We start from the raw sequence: 23,597 nt of genomic DNA, 5'->3' as shown, positions 1-23,597 counted from the left end.
AAGAAGCCCGGCGACACGCGGGTGCCGCCGGGCAAGGGCCTCACGCCGCATTGCGGAGTGGTTCGGACTGCATTATCAACGGAGCGACACGCTCGGAGCGTGAGACGGCACCCACGCCACCGCGCGGCGTGTAGTGGCTGGCCGGGAAACGCAGCCAGCGCGGCACCCAGCCCTCGACCTTGGTACGACCACCGGCCCCGGTGAGATGATCGCGGATGATCCCGCGCAAGGTCTTGCCTTTCTCGCCGACATTGGCCTTGGCGACCATCTCGCCCGCGACCTCGCCGACCATCGCAAGCAACACCTCGCGATCGCGGATCGGTTCGAGAAAGGCGTCATCGGCCTGCCAGACGGAGGCCATGTCCACCGCCAGATGCATGCCAAGCACGTCCGTGATGTCGCTGCGCGCATCGAGCGTCTCGCCCATCACGATGGCAAGCACATCAAGCACCTGCGCATCGTCGAGCGCCAGCAGCTTGACGAGCAGCACCGACAGTCCCTCGTCCAATCCATTGCCACCGGTGACGGTTGGTGTCTCGGGATCGAACCCAAGCAGCGCCAGCACCGTGCGGCGTTGGGCGTCGAACGCGGTTTCCGAGGGACAGGTTTCGATACTCTCGGTGATCGCGTCGCTGCCCGCGCGCTGCTGCTCGACCTTGACCGTCCAGAGCGGCGATCCGGCGATCATGTGCGCAACCGGCACCCGCAGCGCGACACCCGGCTCCGTCACCAGCTTCGCGCGCACCGCCGCATGGCGATGCAGGTCGACATAGTCCTGACCGGAAGCCGTGATCTCAGAACGGATCGGCTTCTCGACCGTCTCGCCCTTTGTGAGCTTGCGCGCCTCTTTCAGCGTCACAAAGCCTTCGTGGAACGTCACCTCGCCGCGAAAGCCCAGGGCGATATAGACCCTGCCGCCCTGCTTCTTGCCGCGCCGCTCATGTTCCCATGCGTGGAAGGACTGGCCGGGTTCGAAGATCACGACCTCGCGCCAGCCCGCTGCGCGGTACGCCTCGGCCCGGACAGCGACGGCCGCATTCTGCGCGGTCCAGAACTGCTCGACCTCCGCGAAATAACTGTCCTCGCCGAACAGATCGGCGACGATCGCGCCCTCGAACGTCGCGAGGTCGAACAGCGCCACCTGTGTCGGGATCGAGGTGCCGCCGAACAGCCAGCCCTTCAACTGATGCCCGGTCGGACAATAGGTGTCGGGATCGTCGTGGAGCGCCAGCCAGTCGCGCTGCTGCGCCTTCGATGCCAGCGTCAGATGCCGCACGGTCACCGCATCGATCTTCTCCGTCCGGTAGAGGCTGCGGATGCGCGGCATGAGATTGCCGAGCGCCAGCGTGCGCTTCACCTGCACCTCGGTCAGCCCGAAGGTGATCGCGATGTCCTCTGGGCTGCGGCCTTCACGGACCAGCCGGGTGAAGGTGTCCCAGCGGGTCACCTCGTCGGGATCGAGCCGGGCGATGTTCTCGATCAGCGAGGCTTCGAGCGCTGCCGCGTCATCCCCTGCTTCCATCACCGCGCAGGGCAGTTCGTCGATGCCACCGCCCTCTTCCATGACCGCCAGCGCCGCATGATAACGTCGCTTGCCCGCGACGATCTCGTAGGTGTCGGGGCTGCCATTGGCTCGCACGATCAAGGGCACCAGCACGCCGCGCGCCCGCACCGACGGCAGGATGTTGGCGATGTCGGCGGCCTTCTTCACACCGCGCATGTTGACGGTCGAAACGCTCAGTCTGGCGATGTCGATATGTTTCAGTTCCATGGTCCTTACTCCTTTTCAAACACACACCGGCCCCGGCGAAGGGGGTGGGCGGCAAGGAGCGGACCGGCAGTCCCGCCGGCGGAGGCGGGCCGCATCCGAAGGACCGGAACGAAGAGGAGGACCCGAGCTTGCTCGGGTTGCGGCACGCCGCGGCGGGACTAGAGGGCAGCGACGCCCACCCCCTTGGCCGCGGCCGGATAAACCAACGCCAGCGCGACGCGCTGTCCGCAGCCCTCTCTCGCGGCGCACCGCGCCGCGCCGGCTCCCGCAGGAGCCATCAGATATGCACCCTCGAAATCCGGTCGGCCGGCGCGGCGGCGTGCGCGCGGGCCTGGGGGCCAGCCGCCGCCGCGACCCCCGGCCGGATCGAGTGTGCCGCGCCGAACACGAAAGCGCTGCGACCCCTGGCGGCTTCGCAGAAGTCCGCCGGTGCGCGCTCTATTGATCCCGGCGCACCGTTTGGCCGGCGCGCAGCCGGCCTTCCGCGTCAGGCGATCGTTACCCGAACGGGCCGAGACGCATTGCGACTCGACGCCGCGCATGCGGCGTAGAGCGCGGTCACGCCACCGGCGTGAGACGCCCTGGGAATCCTCCGTTCGAACCGACCCCGATCATGAGGGGCCTGAAGGTACCTTTATAACGCGCCTCGGCGCAGGACGAAGCAGGCCCCCTTGCATCGGCACGGCGGTTCCCAATCCTGTCCGTCAGTTCCCACAAGCGAACAAACAGGATCAAACCCATGACCGATGCCCCAGACCGCATCCTCCGGCTCAAGACCGTGCTCGACCGCACCGGGCTCAGCCGCTCGACCATGTATCGCAAGATGGAGAACGGCACGTTCCCGCATAACCTCCAGATCGGCGCCCGCTGCGTCGGCTGGCGCGAATCCGCCATAGCCGACTGGCTACGCAATCCCATGTTCTACAGCGTCGAGAACAGACAGCATTGAATCGATCAGTAGCCGCCCCTGTTCATCCGGAGGGAAGGCAGGCGAAGATAACGACCGGTCCTTTCGCCGCAGCAGCTTCGGGTATTGATCTTGCATGATAAATTTTAGAATTCTTCAGCTTGGTACCACAAACGTTCCCACATTTTGCGTAGGATATGGTAGTATGGTTTCGCTGCGGAGTAGGTGACGCGATCATCGCGTCGCAATATTCCACATATATTACAATAGGTTATTGAATAATCGAAACCGGATCAAAAAAACTTCTAAACAATGAGCGGAATTTCCTGATCCCCTACAATAGGCGGGACATTTCTTCGTTCCCGCCGGCTTTGGGTTTGAGCTGGGGGATTCCATGGTTTCGATTTTCACCGGGCTTGGCGCTGGCTTTGAGCGTGGGTCGGCTGCGACGCTGAAGTCGTTGGGCCTGCTGGGATCGGGATCGTTCGGACGGAACGGTGAGCAGATCTCAGTGAACGCGGCGACCGGCAATCTGCTGATCACGCAGCGCGACGAGTTCCTGGTGGGGCGCGGGCCGGATTCGGCAATCGGGCGGACCTATAACAGCTTCGAGGACGTCGCCGATGGCGACAATAACGACCATTGGCGGCAGAGCACGACGCGCGGCGTCCACGGCCTGACGGGCACGCTCAATACTGCAGGCAGCACGATCAAGCGCGATTCAGGCGACGGATCGGTCATCACCTATAGCTGGAATGCGACGGCATCGGCTTACATCGCGACGGACGGGGCCGGCGCCTATGACAAGCTGACCTATGCGAGCGGGGTGTGGACCTGGACCGATGGCGACACCCAGCTCACTGAAAAATACGCAGCGCACGGCGTCTATGGGCTGACCGGCACCGTTAACAGCAGCGGGAGCACGATCACCCGGATCAAGAGCGACGGTACCAGCAGCACCTATAGCTGGGACACTGCGACCTCAAAATATATTGCAAGCGCCGGCACGGCGAGCACCGACAACCTGACTTATGCGGGCGGCGTTTGGACTTGGTCCAACAACGGCAGCCCGCTCACCCAATATTATTACGCCAATGGTGCGAATTGGCGCGTCACCGAGGTGTCGGATACGGTCGGCCAGAAGCTCACCTTCTCCTATCTCGGCGCGGCGCTGGACAAGGTGACGACGCAGGACGGCAGCTACGAGCAATATAGCTGGTCGAGCGGGCGCATCACCCAGATCGTGACCGGCTATACGGATCTGGCGACCAATACAGCCAGGACGCTGACACGGACTCGCTATGGCTATGACGGCTCCAATCGACTGGCGACGGTCACCGTCGATCTGTCCCCCGGCGACAATGCCATTGGCGACGGCAAGACCTATGTGACGACCTACGGATATGACACGTCGGGCCGTGTCTCCTCGATCACCGAGACGGACGGATCCTCTGTCGCCATCACCTATGATTCATCGAACCGTGTCGAGACGGTGACGCAGGCGGTCGCAGGCACAGCCACGCGCACGACGACGTTCAGCTACGACACCGTCGCGCGGCAGACGACCGTCAGGGATGCGCTAAACCAGAAGACCGTGCTCAAATATGACGCGAACGGGAATCTCACCCAGATCGTGACCCCGCCGGCCAACGGGGCAAGCGCGCCACGCGTCCAGCAATTCGCCTACAATGCGAACGGCGACGTCATTTCGGTCGACCAGGGCGATGGCAACATCATCGTCTACGGTTATGATGCCGATGGCAACCGGACCAGCCAGCGCGACGCGCTGGGCAACACGGTCAGCTGGGCCTACCAGAACAACCAGTTGCTTACCGAGACGCGCTATCTGGTTCCCGATCCCGATGGGGCCGGACCTGGCGTGGCCGGGACACCCCAGACCATCCGGTATGTCTACAACGCCGATCTTACGCTTCGATACGCGATCTCGGCCGAAGGGGCGGTGACCGCCTATGGCTATGACGCGTACGGAAACCGAACCAGCGCGATCGAGTATCTGGACGGCAAATATCCTGTCTCCGGTCTTCAGCCAACCGACATTCCAACTGCCACGCAGATATCCAACTGGATCGCAGGCCGCGACAAGAGCGCCGGAAGGCGCACCGAGACGGTCTATGATGCCCGTGGCAATGTCGCTGTTGTGCGGGGCTATTCGAGACTGCTCTCGACCGGCGAGTTCGATACGGCGTCGGAGAAGAGCGAGACCGTCTACGCCTACAACCAGGCAGGCGAACTGCTTGTCCGGCGCACCTTCGCCGGCAATGCGAGCAAGGTCGACAGCTTCGCCTATGACGGCCTTGGCCGGACCATATCGACCAGCAATTCCAACGGCCTGCAAACGACGATCGCCTTTGCCGACGCCACGCAGACGACCACCGTTACGCTTGCCAGCGGTTTGACCCAGGTGTCGGTCTACAACCTTGCCGGAGAGCTGATCAGCTACACACAGGCCGCGAGCGGCGTCGCGACGGCGGTATCGAGCTACAAATATGACGCACTCGGCCAGGTTAAGCTGGCGACCGACCCGCTCGGCAACCGCACCTATTATTTCTACGACGCCGTGGGGCGGAAGACCGCGCAGATCGACGCGCTGGGCGCGATCACCGAATATCGGTATGACGCGCAGAACAATGTCACCAGTACGACGCAATATGCGACACGACTGACCCCGGCCCAGCTCGGCACGCTGGTTGACGGAAGCGGCAACCCGACCGCAGTGAGCCTCGCTTCCCTGCGCCCGACGGCAAACGCCGACGATCGCTGGACGTTCAACATCTACGATCTTTCCGGGCGCCTGGTGCAGACGATCGACGCGACCGGGGCGACCACGGTCTATGCCTATGACGGCGCCTCGCGGCTGATCTCCTCCACTCAATATGCCACGCGTATGTCGGCAGCCCAGATCGCGACGCTGAAGGCCGCCGAAACGAATCAGTTCCTCAATCCCAACGATGGGACCCTATGGTCATACGATGCCGGAATGACCGTCACTGCGGCCGGCACCATCGATGGTGCGAACGCCTTCAAGTTCACCGTCGGCTCATCGGGGCAGGCCAGGATTTTCAATGCCTATTTGCCGGTGGTCAGCGCGGGGCAGACCGTTACTCTGGTGATAACGCTGATGGCGTCGGGTACCACGACAGGGGGGGTCCTCGATCTCTGGGGCGCGCAGACTGCCTGGGGCAATGCCAGCGACGCAACCGCAACGATTCTTTCAGGGCCGGGCACGCTAACGCCGGGCATTGGCGCGAGCACGACGGTTTCGGGGCTGAGCACCACCGCGGCGACACGCATTGCGATCACGCACACCTTCAGCACGGCCGACACCCAGCTATTGCCGATCTTCTGGATCAAGGCGATCACAGCGTCGGCAGGCGACGCGATCATCGCGGCCGCCCCGGTCGTCACCACGCGCTTCCACACGGCCAGCTACATCCCAACCGCCGACGCCGCCAACGACCGGACAAGCCGGATCTTCTACGATGCAGACGGCAACGTCACCGGCACACTGGATGCCGAAGGCTATCTCACCCAGTCGATCTACGATACCGGCGGCACCAGGATTCAGACGCTCGCCTATGCCAATGCCGTCGCCGGCAATTTGCGCGCGACGGGCAGTCTTGCACAACTCCTCGACAGTGCCGGTACTCCGACGGCTGCCACGACCACCTATAAATATGACGCGCTCGGGCGGCTCAGGCTCACCACGGACGGTCTCAACAATCGCACCCATTATTTCTACGATGCCGCGGGCCGCAAGACCGCCGAGGTGGATTCCCTCGGGGCGCTCACGGAGTATCGCTATGACGGCGAAGGCAGCGTCACCAGCACGACGCAATACGCGACGCGGCTGACCCCGACCCAGTTCGGCACGCTGATCGACGGCAACGGCAACCCGACCGCAGTGACCCTCGCCTCCTTGCGCCCGACGGCAAGCGGTGACGACCGTTGGACGTTCAATATCTACGATCTCTCCGAGCGCCTGGTGCAGACGGTCGACGGGACCGGGGCGACCACGATCTATGCCTATGACGGCGCCTCGCAACTCGTCTCTACCACCCAATATGCCACGCGCATGTCGGCAGCCCAGATCGCGACGCTGAAGGCAGCCGAGACCAACCAGTGGCTCAACCCCGACAATGGGAGCTTGTGGTCCTACGATGCCGGCGTGACCGTCACTGCCGCGGGCACGATTGATGGCGCCAATGCCTATCGCTTCACCACCTCGGCGACGGGGCAGGCCAGGTTCTTCAACGCCTATCTGCCAATGGTCAGTCCTGGGCAGATCGTGACCTTCGTGGTGACACTGATGGGTTCCGGCACAACGACCGGCGGCGTCCTTGAAATCTGGGGAACGCAGACGGCGTGGGGCAATGCCAGTGACGGTTCAGCGGTGATCCTTTCGGGACCGGGCACGCTTACACCACTTAGCGGCACCGGAATGACCATCTCGGGCCTGAGCACCACCACAGGCACCCGCATCGCGATCACGCGCACCTTCAGCGCGTCCGACAATCAGGTGTTGCCGATCTTCTGGATCAAGGCGGTCAACTCGGCTCCCGGCGACGCGATCATCGCCGCCGCGCCTGTCGTAACGACACGTTTCCGTGCCCCCAGCTACGTCCCCGCCGTCGATGCCGCCAACGACCGGACAAGCCGGATCTTCTACGACGCCGAGGGTAACGTCACCGGCACGCTGAATGCCGAGGGGTATCTTACCCAGTCGATCTACGATGCCAGCGGAACCAAGATCCAGACGATCGCCTATGCCAACGCGACCGGTACCGCCGGGAACATCCGCGCAACGGGCAGCCTCGCGGACCTTCTCGCAAGCGTTACCCCCGACACCGCGCGCGATGTCAGGCAATGGATGCTCTACGATGCGCGCGGCTTCCTGGCGGCAACCATCGACGGCGAGGGCAATCTCACCCGCTTTCGCTACACCGCGGCCGGTTATGTCGACCAGCAGATCAAGGGACAGAAGCTTGATCCTGCCGCGCTGATCGCAACGCCGCCGACGCTTGCCGGCCTGCCCGCCGCCCCAGCCGGCGCGACCCTCGAAACGATCGGCTGGACCCGCAACGCCTTTGGCCAGGCCCTGACTGAAACCCGAAGCCTGACCGGCAGTGTCACGATCACCACGACCTATCGCTACAACGCCGTGGGCAAGCTGGTCTCGACCGTTACCCAGTCTGGGGGCACTGATCCGCGGACCTATAGCCAGCGCTATGACGCGCTGGGCCGGCTGACGAGCGAGCTTTCAGGCATCGGCAATACCGTCCTGGCCGCACTCTCCAATCCCAACCAGGCGCAGATCGACCAAGTCTATGTCGATTACGGCTGGACCTACAGTTACGACAAGGCCGGCCGCCTGGCCGCCAAGCGCGGGCCGAAGGGTACTGAAGCTTCGGGCGCGAGAACGCTCTATTACTACACGGCGGAGGGCGATCTCGCCTATGAGATCGACGCGCTCGGCGCGGTGGTCGAGCATCGCTACAACAGCTTTGGCCAGCGAAGCGATATGATTGCCTATGCGGCCAAGCTTGCACCGGCGGCAATCAATGACTGGACCGGCGGGGAGATCACTTCGGCCGTCCGCAGTGCGATCACCGGCCTGTCGTCGGCGGCGCTCGATACTGCCACCCATTTCGATTTCAACGTCGACGGGACGGTGAAGCAGTCCATCGATGCCAACGGTAACGTCTCGAGCTTCACCTATAATGCCTTTGGTAACCTCATCGGCAGCACGGTGCCGCGCGATGGCGCCGCGATCATCGTCTCGACCCGCAGCTATGATCGGCTTGGCCTGCTGAAGACCGAAGTGGTAGATGCGGCCGTCGGCGGCAAGGCAATCACCACCAGCTACGGCTATGACGCGTTCGGACGGGCGGTCCAACTCACCAACGCCAACGGCAAGGTCACCAGATCGGCCTATGATCGCGACGGGCGGCTCGTCAGCGTTACCGACGCGCTCAACAACATCACATACTACGCCTATGACGCCCGCGATAACCTCGTCGCCGTTACCGATGCCAACGGCAAGATCACGCGCTACGTCTATGACAAGGCGGGGCGCAGGATCGCCACGATCGATGCGCTCGGCGGTGTGGTCGCCAACAGCTATGACGCCGATGGCCGGCTGGTCGCGACGCGCGAATATCTGAACACCGTCAACCCGGCCCTTCTGCCGCTCGAGGTGACCGAAGCCGCGCTCGCGCTGCCCGCGATCAAGACAGGCGACCGCGTCACCCGCTACGCCTATGACAAGGACGGCCAGCTTCGTTTCGAGATCGACGGGCTCGGCCATGTGACCGAATATGCCTATAATGCCCAGGGCAAGGTCATCCGCACGGTGGCCTATGACGGCGTGATCGGCGCCGATGGCACGGGCCTGTACGCCGCGACATGGATCGCGGGCCAGGTCGCGAGCTTCGCCTCGGCCCCCGGCACCCGCGTTTCGCGCGCGGTGTACGATGCCGTCGGCCGGCTGACCTACAGCATCGACGCGTTGGGCCAGGTCACGGTTTCGACCTATGATGCAAAGGGACAACTGACCAAACAGGTGCAGGTCGCGACATTCTACACGGCGACCGGAGACCCGTCGCTCGCCGCGATGGACGCGTGGCTGCCGTCGAGCGCCAACGATCGTACGACGCGTTCGCTTTACGACCGCAAGGGACAGCTGAGCTATAGTGTCGATGCGCTCGGCTACGTCACGCGCTACGAATATGACAAGCTCGGCAAGGTGCTGCGGCAATCGCGCTACGAGTCGGTCCAGTCGGTCGGCGATGCCACCACTGTCGACACGATCAGCATCGTCTCGCCGACGAATGTGCGTATCACCCAGTTCAGCTATGACAGCGCGGGCCGGCTCGAAACCACGACCGATCCCGCAAACATCGCCACCCGGTTGACGCTCGACCAGATGGGGCAGATCACATCGTCGACCGAGGCATTCGGCACCACGGATGCACGCACCACCACCTATGCCTATGACGCGGTCGGCCATGTGATCGATACGACCGATGCTCTGAGGAATATCGTTCACAAGAATTACGACGCCCTTGGCAGGGTCGTCGCCATCGTCAGGATACCGAATCTGACCGGTCTTGCCGCCCTCCCCGGCGCCGGCATCGATGAAAAATACTATCTGGCAACATATGCCGACATCGGCCCGTCCGGATTGACGCCGTCATATCATTACGACCTGGCTGGCTGGCGCGAGCGGCGCAATCCCAATGCGATGTTCAATACCGCTTATTATCTGGATCAGAATCCGGATATCGCTGCGGCGGGAATCAATCCCTTCGAGCATTTCATTCAATATGGCTGGCGCGAGGGCCGCAGGCCTTCGGCGAATTATTCGGCATCCGACTATCTCGCTCAATATGCCAACGTCACCGAGACGTTTTCCTATGATGCCGCAGGGCGCGTGGAACAGCATGTCGTCGCTGCCGGCACATCGGACCAGGCAACCACAAGATATAGCTACGACGCGCTCGACCGTGTCGTCACCGAAACCGATGCGCGCAATTCGGTTACGATCCGCACCTATGACGCGCTTGGCCAGCTTGCCTCCAAAGCTGAGTCGGGCACGACCGGCGATGTCATCACCTTCTATACCTATGACAATTTCGGCAATGTCTGGAGGGTCATCGATCCGCGCGGCAATGCAACCTACAGCTATTATGACAAGAACGGGCGGCTGACCCTCAAGATAGATGCCGAGAATTACGCCACCGGAACCTCCTATACCCGGTTCGGCGAGGTCGAGTCGGTCACTCGGTATAGCAGTCGGATCGCGGGGACACCTGCCGCCGGTACGCCGCCCACGCTGCTTCCGCTCAATCGTATCGAGAACAGTCAGTTTGCTGGCCCCGGCAACTGGGATCGGTGGATTGCTTCTTCCGGGCTAACTTTCAATAGCCCGTTGTTTACCGGTGTCTGGAACGGCAAAAACTATATCAGGAGCGACTTCACCGCGACTGCGGGCGGTCAGGTCACCTCTATTTTTACAGGCGAGAATAGCTGGTTTGAGGTCACCGCCGGCGAACGACTGGCGATTCAGGCTGGGGTGGAAGGGCTCGGTGCAGTCCGCCAGCTCACGCTGCATGTGTGGTGGTCCGATGTGAACGGCAACCGAATGTCCGAAGGAAGCTTTGTCGGAACGCTATCCGGTCCCCAATCCTATGACACCAAAATCTCGGGCTTCGTCACGGTTCCGGCGGGCGCCGTCAGCGCACGGCTTGAACTATATATGGAGTCCTCGGGAGCTGGTACCGGGTCGTTCAATATCATCGCGCCAATGGTGACCAGCGCAACGGCAACGCAGACGACGATACCCGCTTATGTGCCAACGGGTATCGATGCCACGACCTGGTTCAATTATGACAAGCTCGGGCGTCTGGTTCGAACCACCGATGCCGAGAATAACAGCGAAGTCTATACGCTCAACGCCTATGGCGAGCGCGTCCAGGTCAGGAACAAGCTCGGCGGGATCACGACGAATGTCTATGACAAGCGGGGCCTGCTGATCAACGAAACGCTGCCGCTGGCGACCTATGACAGTGCCGGCAATCTCGCCGGTTCCGCCGTGGTCAACAGCTATGACTATGACCGCCGCGGCAACCTCGTCCGGAAGACCGAGGCGGACAATTTCGATTACCGGCGGACCACCCGATACAGCTATGATGCGCTCGATCGCCTGAGCACGACCACCGGTGACGCCGTGGCCACCGGTACCGCCGGCACCATGGCCGTGCCCACCGAATATTATTACTACGACTGGCGCGGCAATTTGATCGAAAGCCGGGATGCCGCCGGCGCGCGAACCCTGTTCCGCTACGACAGTCTCGACCGCAAGACCGGTGAGATCAACGCGCTCGGGACGCTGTCGACCTTCAGCTACGATGCCAACGGCAATCTCACGGCCAGCCGGGTGTTCGGCACGCCAGTAGCGCTGCCGGCGACGCCGAATTCCCTCTGGCCGGCGGCCCCGTCGACCGAGGCGCGCCTGACGACCTATGAATATGACCGGGCCAATCGCCGCACCGCCACCCAGATGCTGGGCGTCAGGACCGGCTACTGGAACGGATCGTCTTACATCCCCTCGGCCAGCGATACGGTGCGCAACACGGTCACCTATGACGCGAACGGCAATGTCGTGAAATCGACCGATGCCAATGGCAATGAGGTCTTTTCCTATTACGACAGGCTTAACCGCAAGATCGCATCGGTCGACCAGGAAGGCTATCTGACAAGTTGGACACTGGATGCAGAAGGCAATGCGCTGAGCGAAACGCGCTACGCCCAAAGGCCAGCCGCTGCCACGCTTGGCGTCCCGCCCGCCATCCCGAATGCGCTTGCCACCGACACCGCCAATCGCAACACAACCTTCACCTATGACAGGAACGGTCGCCGCCTGACCGAGACACGCGGCGCGGTGGAGGCTTCCACGGTTGGCGGAAACGGCGCGCTGTCCTCATCGAATGCCGGTTCCGTCATTCGCTACGAGTATAACGGGCTCGGTCAGGTCACGAAGAAGACCGAGGCGAACCTGGATTATACCAAGCACGAATATGATTATATGGGTCGTGAGACGCGAACGACGCGAACGCCTTTTACGGACTATCGCGGCGTCGAAAATATAACCCCGACCACTGATATTCGCTACAATGGCCTCAACCAGGTCTTGCGGACGATCCAACGTGGCGACGGGACGTTGACCGCAGCCGATCGCGAGACGATCTATACCTATACCGCCGGGCGTCTGACGCGCATGACCGACCCTACGGGATTCGGTACCAATTATTATTATGACGTAGCGGGACAGTTGGTCGCGCAGACTTATAGCCGCCAGAAGTCCAACGGCAGTTTGGAAACGAACGGAAACTTCTTCAGCTACGATGCGGCGGGTCGTGAAACCAGCCGCAAAATGGGCGTGTTGAACGGTTCCGTATGGACGTTCGGGGACACCACCGACGAATATTACAATAGCTATGGCGAGATCATCGCCCAGGGGACGAATACGGGAGGCGTCAAGGCCAATGCCCAGCAGTTCGCCGACTATGACATGGCTGGACGGGTGTGGCGTACCAATTTCAAGGACGGCATCACCAAGGTTTACGCCTATGACAAGAATGGCAACGCAACTATGCTGTTGCAGAGCACCGGTACTGTCGACCTGAAAACCAAGAGCAACATCGATCAGGTCTTTAATAATCTTTCTGGAGTATCCTTGACGTTAAGTATCTTCGACAAGCGCAATCAATTGATCGAGACATTCCAGCAGGCCAGCAACAATATCGGTGCCAATCCGATCCGCCCCGAACTCATTCCCGATCCGACCGGCCACGGTGTCGCCTCCTTCTATGCGGACGGAGACGTGGTTGAGAAGGTGAACAAAGTGGAGGTGACGAACAACCCCGCGGTCAAGCCCACCGAGAGTCCGGAAAGCCGGACTACAGCTACCGGTGGCGGCGTCTCATTCGATGTATTGATCGCGCGTGGTTGGGAAAGTAACGGGACAGGGGACTGGGGGTCGCTCACGATATTGGCTGATCGCGCTGTCTTCTATGGAAATGGTGTGGTCCATGTCATCATCACGGATGCGCAGGGGACACGTTCCTTGGGGGATTTTACTCCTTCCAACAACCTTACCAATGATGCGACCTCCGTTCGTTTTTCTAGTTATCTATTCACCTCAGGTATGGTTTCGTTCACTCTTACGCAGGACGTGCCGGGCGGACAGGTTGTTATTGCTCAGCCGAGCATGATTATTGAGATGCCGATACCTGGGCCGGACTTTGAAGGGCCAAGGTACGCAACATCTTATGAAAAAGTATATCCGGCGCCGAAACTTCACTTCCAGAACGAAAACGCCAATGCCACCGTTGTTCAGATGTTTGTCCGGCCGACCGGGTCGGGCGGGGCGTATCAAAAATTAACAGCGACTCAGCTGAATAATTCGATGGGCTCGAATATCGCGGGGTGGTTCACCTATGATTTGACTCAGTCGCCGTTCAACGGCCTGCCGGCAAACAGCAGCTGGGACATCAAATATCTGGCCATGGACGCGGCCGGCAAAATCTACGATTCCAAACAGGCTGTCCTGTCGAGAAACAGCAATGGCAGCCCGGTCCTGGACAATGTCATATTGGTCGATGTGCGCGGTCCCGGCCAGGCGATGCTCACGAATGATTCCGGCCGCGACTGGTTGATCCTCTCGGGCCTGCCAGCCGCGCCCGTGAACATGCGCTACAGGCCGCTCGGCAGCAGCGGTGGCTGGTCAGTGCCGGTCGGCGTCAATCCGGCCGGTTACGGCCAGAACGGCCTGGCGGCAGTCGATGTCACCGGCGTTGGCGGTCCGGTCGAATATTGGGTCGAACTCGCCGATGGCACGAAGCTCCACGGTACGCTCACCGTCGGGGGGCAGGCATCACTGCTAACGCAATATAAGGACGCATCGAGGGAGATTATCCTGAGGCCGCCGCCTGGCCAGACGGTTACCTGGCAGCAGTTCCGCTATTTCCGGGACGGCGCCTGGTCGTCATGGATCCCGCAAAGCGGGGGAGGGAATTGGACCTATAACGCGAAGGATCTCGCGGATTTCTACTCAAGCCGTAGCTATCCGATAGAATATGAGACTTATAACGTTGATACGCTGGTCTCCCGTTCCGAGGCAACGCTGACATTCGGCTATGACAGCCAGTCCATGAGCACCTTCAGCGGCGCGCCGGGGATGGCCGCCAAAGTATTGTTCGATCCGAAGCAGAACGGCGTGGCGAAGATCGTCCTGTACTGGCGTGACCGGGGATCCACCGGGGCCTTCACGGCCGTCACCATTTCCAAGGCAGGTGGCATCTTTGCCTGGGACGTCGATGCGGCGGGTGTGCGGCCGGGCACAGGCACCCGGAATCTCGAATATTATTACGATGCGTACGCAGCCGACAACACGATCCTGCCGACGCTCAACCATGCCGACCATGCGATGGGGTATCTCGCGATCCAGAGCGATCGTTATGCCGATACGACCAACAACGCGCTGGTGTGGCGCATCGACACCGCCGTGGCGTCCCAATATCTCGTCCACCGCACGCAAAGCTTCAACGCATTCGGGGAGATCGCTTCCGAGACTGACGGCAATGGCCGTATCACCAGCTTCAACTACAACACGATGGGCAGGCTGACCGGCAAGATCAGTCCACAGGTCGATGTGACTGACGAATCCGGCGTCACGACCAGGCAGTCGCCCACCGAATATTATTATTATGACCAATCCGGCCGCCTCGTCGGCAAGAGGGACGCGAACCAGAAATTCTTCACCCAGACCCTGCTGGCCGGCAGTGGGCAGGGCGGCGACACGGCGCTCACCATCGGCGAGTTCAATCCAGACAATAGCCAGAAGGCGTACGGGTACGATATCTTCGGCGATCTGCGAAAGATCACCGATGGGCTCGGTGCCGTCACCAATAACACCTATGACAAGGCTGGCCGGCTGATCCAGGTCGACCATCCGGTACGCGTCAACGGTAATTCGCCAGGCGTCCGGCTGGTCGACTATTATAGCTATGACGGGCTTGGCCAGCGCATCAAGCACAGCAACTCGGTCTATGGTGGTACGGTCGCCGAGACGACCGATTACGATGTGCAGGGGCGGGTGGTCAGCACGGTCAGCTTCGGCGGCTTGGCGACGACATATTCCTATACCTGGTACAGCATCGCCAGCAATCTTCTTGGTACCATCGGTCTCGGCAATTTCGGCGGGTGGCAGACGATCACCACCAATTCCGCCGGCCTCAATTCCTATGAGAATCGCGGCCTCTTCGGCCAGATAAACTGGCGGCAGGACTTTGGCGGCCATAGCTCGCACTACACCTATGACCTCGCGGGCCATCTCGTCGGCCAGACCGGCTCGACCGGGCAGTCGATCTCCTACACCTATTACAACAACGGCTATATCGCGAGCATCACTGACAATACGCTGCGCATGCGGTCCACCTTCCAGTATGACAATGAAGGAAACCGCACGCTCGAAACCTATAACAGCACGGATGCGTCGCCGATTATCTATCAGAACGCCTCGGTCAGCTATGACGAACTGAATCGCGTGGTGCGTTTCAAGGACGCCAAGGCGGAAATCACCTATAAATACGACGCCAATGGCAATCGCCGCGAGGTGAAGAGCATCTATAATGACGGGGTCGACGGGACGGAGCGAACCCAGGACTATTGGTACAAATATGACAGCATGAATCGCTTCGTTCTGACGATGGGCACGCTGTTGGGCGGGAACATCGTCGCCGGCAATGCCGGGGTCGCCCTTACCTATGATCCTGCGGGCAATCGCAAGACGGCGACAACGGCGGGTTCTTCGGAGGTGGAGACCTACACCTATACCGCCGATGGTTATCTCGAGGATACGATCATCGCCGGCGTGGTGCGCGCGCGGCGTACCAACGATGCGCTGGGCAGGGTGACGAGCTATACCCAGTTTGCGCCTGATGGCGCCGTCTCTTTTACTCGCACCTTGACCTATGACCGGAACAACCGGGTCACCGACCAGACCGAGACCGATGCCGCGAACGGCAACGTCATCACGACGATCCACAACGACTACAGGGCCTATGTCGCCGGCAGCGGCTATACGGGGCTCGACCAGGGGGTGATCACCCATAGCAGCCTGGTGAAGTCGACCGTCACGACCGAGACAGTCTACAGCTATGAATGGTGGGATGAAGCGAAGCAACTCGCCATCCGCGTTGACCCGACTGACCGGAGCAACCCCAATACGGGCCAATGGGCATCGGGCTTCTCCAGGCTCAGCTACGATGAGAATGGTCATCTGAAGCAGGTCGTCGATACCCAGGCCAACCGCGTCCTCTCCTATCGCAACGACGCCTATGGGCAGGTGCTGGTCCGCGAGGAGAAGATCAACAATGTGCTCGGGGCGCGGCAGCTCTATTATTATTTCGACGGCCGTCGCATCGGCGATGTCGGCAATAGCGGCCCCAGCCCGAGCCTGATCGACTATGCGCAGGAACTGGCGCTGGATCGCAACGCGCCGCGCGACAAGGGCGGGTTCCGCAACGGGCGGCCCGTGGAGAGCGCCGATTTCGACCAGAATTTCCAGCCAATCAACGCGAGCTATCCGGGTCCGGTGGCGGCGATGTACACCGCGCGGAACGGCGACACGCTGCAATCGATCGCCCGGGCCGCGTGGGGCGACGCGAACCTCTGGTACCTGATCGCCGACGCGAACGGCCTGACGGGGAATGCCACGCTGGTCGCCGGGCAGACGCTGTCGATCCCCAACAAGGTCACCAACTTCCACAACACCAGCGAGACCTTCCGCGTCTACAACCCCGGCGAGGCGATCGGCGACGCCATGCCGACCCTGCCGGCTGCGCCGACCATGCCCGCACCGCCTCCGCCCAAGAAGAATGGCTGCGGTATTCTGGGCGCGATCCTGCTGGCGGCCGTCGCCGTTGCGGTAACGCTGGTCATCAAAGTGCCCGTGTCGAAGTTTTTTGGGACTCTTTTCAGCGCCGCGGGTGCGTCGACGGCTACCGCGGCTACCGCTGGTTCGATCGTAGGGGCGACTGCGACTGGTGCGATCGCAAGCGCTGTGAGCCAGGGGGTCGGCATCGCAACCGGCATCCAGGACAAGTTCAGCTGGAAAGCAGTTGCCCTGGCGGGAATCAGCGCTGGCATCGGCGAAGGGCTGGGGCAGGTCGGCTTTCTGAAGGACGCGTCGGGAATCGGTAAAAATATTCAGGACGTTGCTCGCGGGGCCCTGGGCAATGCCGCGACCCAAGGCATCGCCGTCGCAACCAGGCTTCAAACCAGGTTCGATTGGTCGGGCGTTGCCGTCGGCGCCGTCGTCTCGGGCGTCAACGGGGCAACGAACTTTGGTGGCTTTGAGGGGCGTCTGGTATCGGGCGTGCTCGGCGCTATTGCCGGAGGGGCGACGAGAAGCCTGATCGATGGTTCCAGCTTCGGCGATAACGTGATCGCCGCGCTTCCCGATGTCATCGGTGCGACCATCGGGCAGATAGTGGCCGATGGCGTCCAACGGACGGTTGATTTCGGCAAGCAGGTGTCGGCCTTGGAGAAGGCCGGTATCTCGACCAAAGATGCCAAGAGCTATGTGCGTCAGCTGGGCAAGCTCCAGCGCGGCGATATCAGCGGTTTCCTCGATCAAGGCGGGGCCGGCGGGGCGGGCATAACCGCTCACACCCCAGCGGAAGAACGTGCCTATGCCGCTGCGCTGTCACAGACCGGCAGTGCCAGTGATGCGCAGACTGCCTTACTGGCGACGGCGCTAAGCGAGCGGCTCGACCTCGATGCGAGGCGTGTCGGGGCAAGCAGCCTCAGCACCAAGGTTAAGGATGGGTTCTTCCGGTTCAAGGGCGCGATCGACCGTGCATTGATCTCGACCGAGGTGTATTTTGACCGGACCATCCCTGAGATGCTACCCAAGGGCTATAGTCGTCTGAGTGGTGCTCAGGTGCGCAGCTTGGGGTTCGATCCGTCCCGGTTGACCGATACCGCGTCGGGATACTTCTCGGCGCTCTATGTCGCGCCAGGCGAGAACTACATCTATGCCAACCGCGGGACCGACTCCGGCGCAGACTGGAAATCCAACGCCTTGCAAAGTCTCGGAAAGGTATCCCCTCAATATCAACGGGCGATCGACAATGCGGTCGATTTGCGTGATACTTTACAGAGTAAACTGTCGTTCACAGGCCACTCGCTGGGTGGTGGCTTGGCAACCGCGCAGGCACTTGTCACCGGTCTGCGTGCGACCGTGTTCGATCCGGCCGGGGTGCATTCCAACACGCTGGCGCGCTACAACGCGAACTTCAGCCGCGTGAACGAGTTGGTCACTTCCTACTATGTTCAGGGCGAGTTCCTGCACGGCTTGAACGACCAGCTGGGCACACCGACCCGGGGACGGGTCGTCGGGCTGCCGGCGGTCGAGCAGCTGTCACGCGACCAGAGCAACTTCCTCTCCACGCCGACATCGGACCTCGCCGGCTTCGACGGCACGGCGCGGCACGCGACCAGTGCCTTGCTGTCGTCGATGTTCTACAAATACGCTACGATGCGGACATGGCCTTGAGGTATGACGATGCGATCCGGGAGGGAAGGACGATGCTGCTGTCGGTTTTGGGAGTGCTGCTGATGGGCTGTTCGCAACATGAGGTTGGGGGACATACCGCCGAACAGGTGTTCCCCGATCCGCAAGTACGCGCGTTGGCCAATGGGGCGTGCGAGGGGGACGCGACCGAAGTCAAGCGCCTTGTCGGGCAAGGCGTCTCAGCCAATGCGCGGGGTGAAGACGGGTTCACGCCGCTGCTGTGGGCGCTGACCTGTCGCAACCAACCGGGGATACGGGCGCTGCTTGATGCCGGAGCCAATCCCAACCAAGCAGCGGGTAACTATGCCCCGATGTTGGTAGCGGCGACCTATGACGATCCAACATTCCTCAAGCTGCTGCTGGCGCGGGGTGGTGATCCCAACACGGCAGAAGCCGAGGGAGCAGATACCGCGCTGCAGATGGCTCTATCGGTCGGCATCCATCACAAAGACTGGCGAAACTATTACATCCTTCTCGACGCCGGGGCCGACATCAACCGTGAGTATAAAGGTAGAACAATCGCTGAGACGGCGACCTCTCTAGGTCAGATGGACAAGGCGATCGAGTTAGTCGAGCGCGGCTACAGTCATAATCTCGACAGGCTGGCACGCTTCGCGGATATCCGCATCATCGATCGCGAGTTCCCCGTGGCGCGCAAGCAGCAACGTCAACTCCTGGCGCTGTTGAAGGCAAAGGGTGTGCCGGTTGATGCGATCATAGCGAAGCGCAAGGCGCAAGACGCGCAGAACGAGCGCGAGCAGAGAGCGTATCACGAGTCGCTCATCAATCCGAAATCTGCTCCTGACACCACCCCAACGACATCCTGACCGATAGCGCGATCCTTGCCCGCCGAAGGAAAGCCCGGCGCGACGCATCTGAAGCAGGTCGTCGATACCCAGGCTAACCGCGTCCTCTCCTATCGCAACGACGCTTATGGGCAGGTGCTGGTCCGCGAGGAGAAGATCAACAATGTGCTCGGGGCGCGGCAGCTCTATTATTATTTCGACGGCCGTCGCATCGGCGATGTCGGCAATAGCGGCCCCAGCCCGAGCCTGATCGACTATGCGCAGGAACTGGCGCTGGATCGCAACGCGCCGCGCGACAAGGGCGGGTTCCGCAACGGGCGGCCCGTGGAGAGCGCCGATTTCGACCAGAATTTCCAGCCGATCAACGCGAGCTATCCCGGTCCGGTGGCGGCGATGTACACCGCGCGGAACGGCGACACGCTGCAATCGATCGCCCGGGCCGCCTGGGGCGATGCCAACCTCTGGTACCTGATCGCCGACGCGAACGGCCTGACGGGGAATGCCACGCTGGTCGCCGGGCAGGCGCTGTCGATCCCCAACAAGGTCACCAACTTCCACAACACCAGCGAGACCTTCCGCGTCTACAACCCCGGCGAGGCGATCGGCGACGCCATGCCGACCCTGCCGGCCGCGCCGACCATGCCCGCACCGCCGCCGCCCAAGAAGAATGGCTGCGGTATTCTGGGCGCGATCCTGCTGGCGGCCGTCGCCGTTGCGGTAACGCTGGTCATCAAAGTGCCCGTGTCGAAGTTTTTTGGGACTCTTTTCAGCGCCGCGGGTGTGTCGACGGCGACCGCGGCCACCGCTGGTTCGATCGTAGGGGCGACTGCGACTGGTGCGATCGCGAGCGCCGTGAGCCAGGGGGTCGGCATCGCAACCGGCATCCAGGACAAGTTCAGCTGGAAAGCAGTTGCCCTGGCGGGAATCAGCGCTGGCATCGGCGAAGGGCTGGGGCAGGTCGGCTTTCTGAAGGACGCGTCGGGAATCGGTAAAAATATTCAGGACGTGGCGCGCGGGGCCCTGGGCAATGCCGTAACCCAAGGCATCGCCGTGGCGACCAAGCTTCAAACCAGGTTCGATTGGTCGGGCGTTGCCGTCGGCGCCGTCGTCTCGGGCGTCAACGGGGCAACGAACTTTGGTGGCTTTGGGGGGCGTCTGGTATCGGGCGTGCTCGGCGCTATCGCCGGAGGGGCGACGAGAAGCCTGATCGATGGTTCCAGCTTCGGCGATAACGTGATCGCCGCGCTTCCCGATGTCATCGGCGCGACCATCGGCCAACTGGTTGGCGAACAGATCACAAAAGGCCTCGCCAAAGGCGGGCAGAGTGTCGGTCAATCCAGTTCAAATGCCAATAAGCCCAATCAGGCCGCCAGCTCCCTCGGTAGTCCGCAGTCGGGGATCATCGTGGGGCCGGATGGCCGTTTGAGCCTTAACATCGCGACGGCGACACTGGACGATCAAGCGGCATTTTTCGGATATTCGTCGCGCGCGTTCGAGGCCAGGGCGGCGGCCAAACGTAACTATTTTGGCTACGATACCAGCAGCGACGCGCCCCAGGCGGGGGTGGGTTCGCAACCGGGCGAGATGGCGGACGTCGTGGTCACCGCATCACCAAAAGCCATTGCTGCGGCGCGGAGTGGTTATCAGGGCGTCGGCACGGTCGGGTATGTTCGCGCCACCCCCGATGCGACCTGGGTGTCGAGCCTCCACGATCTTAACGTACATGGTGCGGACGGCGCAGCCACGTTCCGGCAAACATTCCTGCCGTCCAACAATCTTGGTGGTGGGATCGATTACGCCAGGAAGGGCATTCTTCGGCAAGATCTCGATTCTCTCGAGCGTAGTCGCCTGGAATTAATGGCGATGCGGGAAAACGCCACCGGAGCGGACAAATCGGCGTTCGACAAGTTGCTTGCCGCGATAGAGCCGGCTTTCAAGGAACGCGAAGCCGCATTCCAGGCGGATTACGCCAAGCAAGGGCGGGACGCCCTCAAGGTAACTGCTACCTATGGCGCGGTGTCCGCCGCGTTGCTCGCGACAGGCGGTGTGGGCGCGGCGGTCCTTGGAGGAGAGGCTATCGGCGCCCTGGGGTGGGCGGGATTGGGTATCGCTCTGGACTATGGTCAGGCTGGCGCGCGGGGATGGTGGGATGGCAGCTACGATGCAAAATCGACCGTGGGTGGCATAGTGCTCAACGCCGTCCCGGGTGTGAACGGGTATGGCGAGCAAGCTTATGGGATTGCATCGCTGGCGGTCGGCGGATACGCCCTGCTGCGTGAGGTGCCCGGCGCCATCGGAGCGTTGCGCGGCCCAGCCTCCGAGCGCGCTTTCTCGACGACGATCGCCGCAGACAGCACAGTGCTACGATCGATCGACAATCCCTTTGAGCCAGGCCTGAACCCCGTTCCACAAGCGAAGTTCGATTTGTGGTACAACTACCTCTCAAAGCGGGGCGTAAAATTTGAAATTGGAACCGATTTGGCTAATGCTAAGCTCGCCGAAAACAACGCGGCAGGCCTGTTTGAGCGTCGTATCGTCGATTGGGATTTAAATACCACGGAGCGAACGATCTATCTTCCCGAGAATCCTAATGCCTCGACATTTTACGAGGAGGGTCTGCATGCGCTAGATTCGCTGCGAGCGCGACCAGGAACGATGGAGTTGGGCGGTCGAAGCATCGATGCCTACGAGTACCGGGCAAAGTCGATTATGCTCAACTCACCAAGCCGGCTCTCGTATCCGGAAGCGGTGATGCTGGAACACCATCTCGACCTCGTCAAAGCAGGCCGCTACTGAGGAATTGTGATGAAACTGTATATTGAAAATGGCGGTATCTTGGGCAGCGAAGCTTGCTTGGTCGTGACATTTTGCAACGATGGACCGAGCGAAGCCGACGTTTCCCTCGATCGATTTTTACTAAATGCGGAGCGAGTTGGTTTGGAAATCAGGCGTGGGGCGGAGCGCCTTGAGCCTCTCGGATATGAGATCGTCACTCCCAACTCTCCGATAGCAATGCGGACATTGGCACCCGGAGAGAAACTGAGGATCGAATTGCCGTTTAAGATTGAGGCAAAAACCGACAAGGTGTCCGCGCTACTGTTCAAGCGGGCGACTTACCGGCTTGAGAGGAACGCTGAATACGCGTTGGCTCTACGTTGGGATGGTTTGATCTCCAATGAAATACAAATAACCGGCTAAATAATCTCCGCAGAGACAACTGCGCTTCGACAGACCGGATCGGGTTCTATCCTCGGCTCTGCGGATGAAGCCTATGATGCTATTCGGGCCAGCACTACGGATGTGGGTAGCATTGCTGGAAACACGGGATACAAGGCATCGAATATTCAGAAGGTCAAAGACCACCTATTCATGAATGAGCAGGTGCTTGATCGTTACGAGAGCCTTGGTATTCCGGCAACGATAGGTCGTTTCGACAGCGACGCCGGCATTGCTGCTTCTTGGCAGCGGCTCGAAAGCGGAACTTATGGAGCGGCCGACTTGCAGCTTTTGAGGCATGAGACAGCGGAAGCCTGGTATATGCGAAACGTGTCGCCAGGCTATAATGCTGCTCACAATGCGGCGCAGCGTCGCTTCCCAGCACCAGGATTTTGATTATGCAGTTCAGTAGAGATGGCGACTGGTATCAGGTGATCCGCATCACCGGCCCTGCTCATAACCTGCTCGGGTTGAAACTCGGCGAGCCTGCTGATGCGAAGCCTGTCGTTGAGCGCATGTCGATCAGCAATGAGGCACCATTGATCGAGGCGGAAGACGTGCGAACACAGGTGTTGGACGGCATCTTGGATGCGAACGCGCAGCTTGGAACAGACTACCATGTTGCGGCGATCCGCTTTGTTACAACCGATACCCCGTCGCCGAATATCTATCGTTCCTTAGCCAAGATTATCATTGAACAGTTGGCACAGGAGAACACGTTCGCCGCTGCATGAGATG

At 61.2% G+C, this 23,597-nt stretch carries 8 protein-coding genes; 7 read left to right on the top strand and 1 reads right to left on the bottom strand.

The window, feature by feature from the left end:
- Positions 1-40: 40 nt before the first annotated feature.
- On the bottom strand, positions 41-1,771 hold the full coding sequence (locus P0Y59_21570) for a ParB/RepB/Spo0J family partition protein (GenBank protein ID WEJ99471.1): 1,731 nt from the start codon (positions 1,769-1,771) through the stop codon (positions 41-43).
- 739 nt (positions 1,772-2,510) lie between these two features.
- Here P0Y59_21570 and P0Y59_21565 point away from each other — a divergent pair.
- The 7 genes from P0Y59_21565 (at position 2,511) to P0Y59_21535 (ending at position 23,593) form a co-directional block, all read left to right on the top strand.
- The gene (locus tag P0Y59_21565; GenBank protein WEJ99470.1) at positions 2,511-2,720 is read left to right on the top strand and encodes an AlpA family phage regulatory protein; all 210 of its coding nucleotides are present in this window, start codon (positions 2,511-2,513) and stop codon (positions 2,718-2,720) included.
- Positions 2,721-3,072: 352 nt separating this feature from the next.
- Positions 3,073-18,819 carry a LysM peptidoglycan-binding domain-containing protein gene (locus tag P0Y59_21560; protein WEJ99469.1) on the top strand — a complete coding sequence of 5,249 codons (15,747 nt, stop codon included), beginning with the start codon at positions 3,073-3,075 and terminating at the stop codon, positions 18,817-18,819.
- A gap of 32 nt (positions 18,820-18,851) precedes the next feature.
- On the top strand, positions 18,852-19,664 hold the full coding sequence (locus P0Y59_21555) for an ankyrin repeat domain-containing protein (protein ID WEJ99468.1): 813 nt from the start codon (positions 18,852-18,854) through the stop codon (positions 19,662-19,664).
- Positions 19,665-19,679: 15 nt separating this feature from the next.
- Positions 19,680-22,439 carry a LysM domain-containing protein gene (locus P0Y59_21550; protein ID WEJ99467.1) on the top strand — a complete coding sequence of 920 codons (2,760 nt, stop codon included), beginning with the start codon at positions 19,680-19,682 and terminating at the stop codon, positions 22,437-22,439.
- Between the two features lie 9 nt (positions 22,440-22,448).
- The gene (locus P0Y59_21545; GenBank protein WEJ99466.1) at positions 22,449-22,841 is read left to right on the top strand and encodes a hypothetical protein; all 393 of its coding nucleotides are present in this window, start codon (positions 22,449-22,451) and stop codon (positions 22,839-22,841) included.
- A 102-nt stretch (positions 22,842-22,943) separates the two neighbouring features.
- The gene (locus P0Y59_21540; GenBank protein ID WEJ99465.1) at positions 22,944-23,255 is read left to right on the top strand and encodes a hypothetical protein; all 312 of its coding nucleotides are present in this window, start codon (positions 22,944-22,946) and stop codon (positions 23,253-23,255) included.
- Between the two features lie 2 nt (positions 23,256-23,257).
- The gene (locus P0Y59_21535) at positions 23,258-23,593 is read left to right on the top strand and encodes a hypothetical protein (GenBank protein WEJ99464.1); all 336 of its coding nucleotides are present in this window, start codon (positions 23,258-23,260) and stop codon (positions 23,591-23,593) included.
- The last annotated feature ends 4 nt before the right edge of the window (positions 23,594-23,597 follow it).

Source organism: Candidatus Sphingomonas phytovorans, assembly GCA_029202385.1.
GTDB classification, from domain to species: Bacteria; Pseudomonadota; Alphaproteobacteria; order Sphingomonadales; family Sphingomonadaceae; genus Sphingomonas; species Sphingomonas phytovorans.
The sequence above is the reverse complement of the archived record's forward strand: the minus strand, read 5'-3'. Positions and strand labels throughout refer to the sequence as shown.

Bases quoted from the DNA above. Each gene is read 5' to 3' on its own strand.
- P0Y59_21570 (WEJ99471.1), bottom strand. From the start codon at position 1,771: ATGGAACTGAAACATATCGACATCGCCAGACTGAGCGTTTCGACCGTC.
- P0Y59_21565 (WEJ99470.1), top strand. From the start codon at position 2,511: ATGACCGATGCCCCAGACCGCATCCTCCGGCTCAAGACCGTGCTCGAC.
- P0Y59_21545 (WEJ99466.1), top strand. From the start codon at position 22,449: ATGAAACTGTATATTGAAAATGGCGGTATCTTGGGCAGCGAAGCTTGC.
- P0Y59_21560 (WEJ99469.1), top strand. From the start codon at position 3,073: ATGGTTTCGATTTTCACCGGGCTTGGCGCTGGCTTTGAGCGTGGGTCG.
- P0Y59_21555 (WEJ99468.1), top strand. From the start codon at position 18,852: ATGCTGCTGTCGGTTTTGGGAGTGCTGCTGATGGGCTGTTCGCAACAT.
- P0Y59_21535 (WEJ99464.1), top strand. From the start codon at position 23,258: ATGCAGTTCAGTAGAGATGGCGACTGGTATCAGGTGATCCGCATCACC.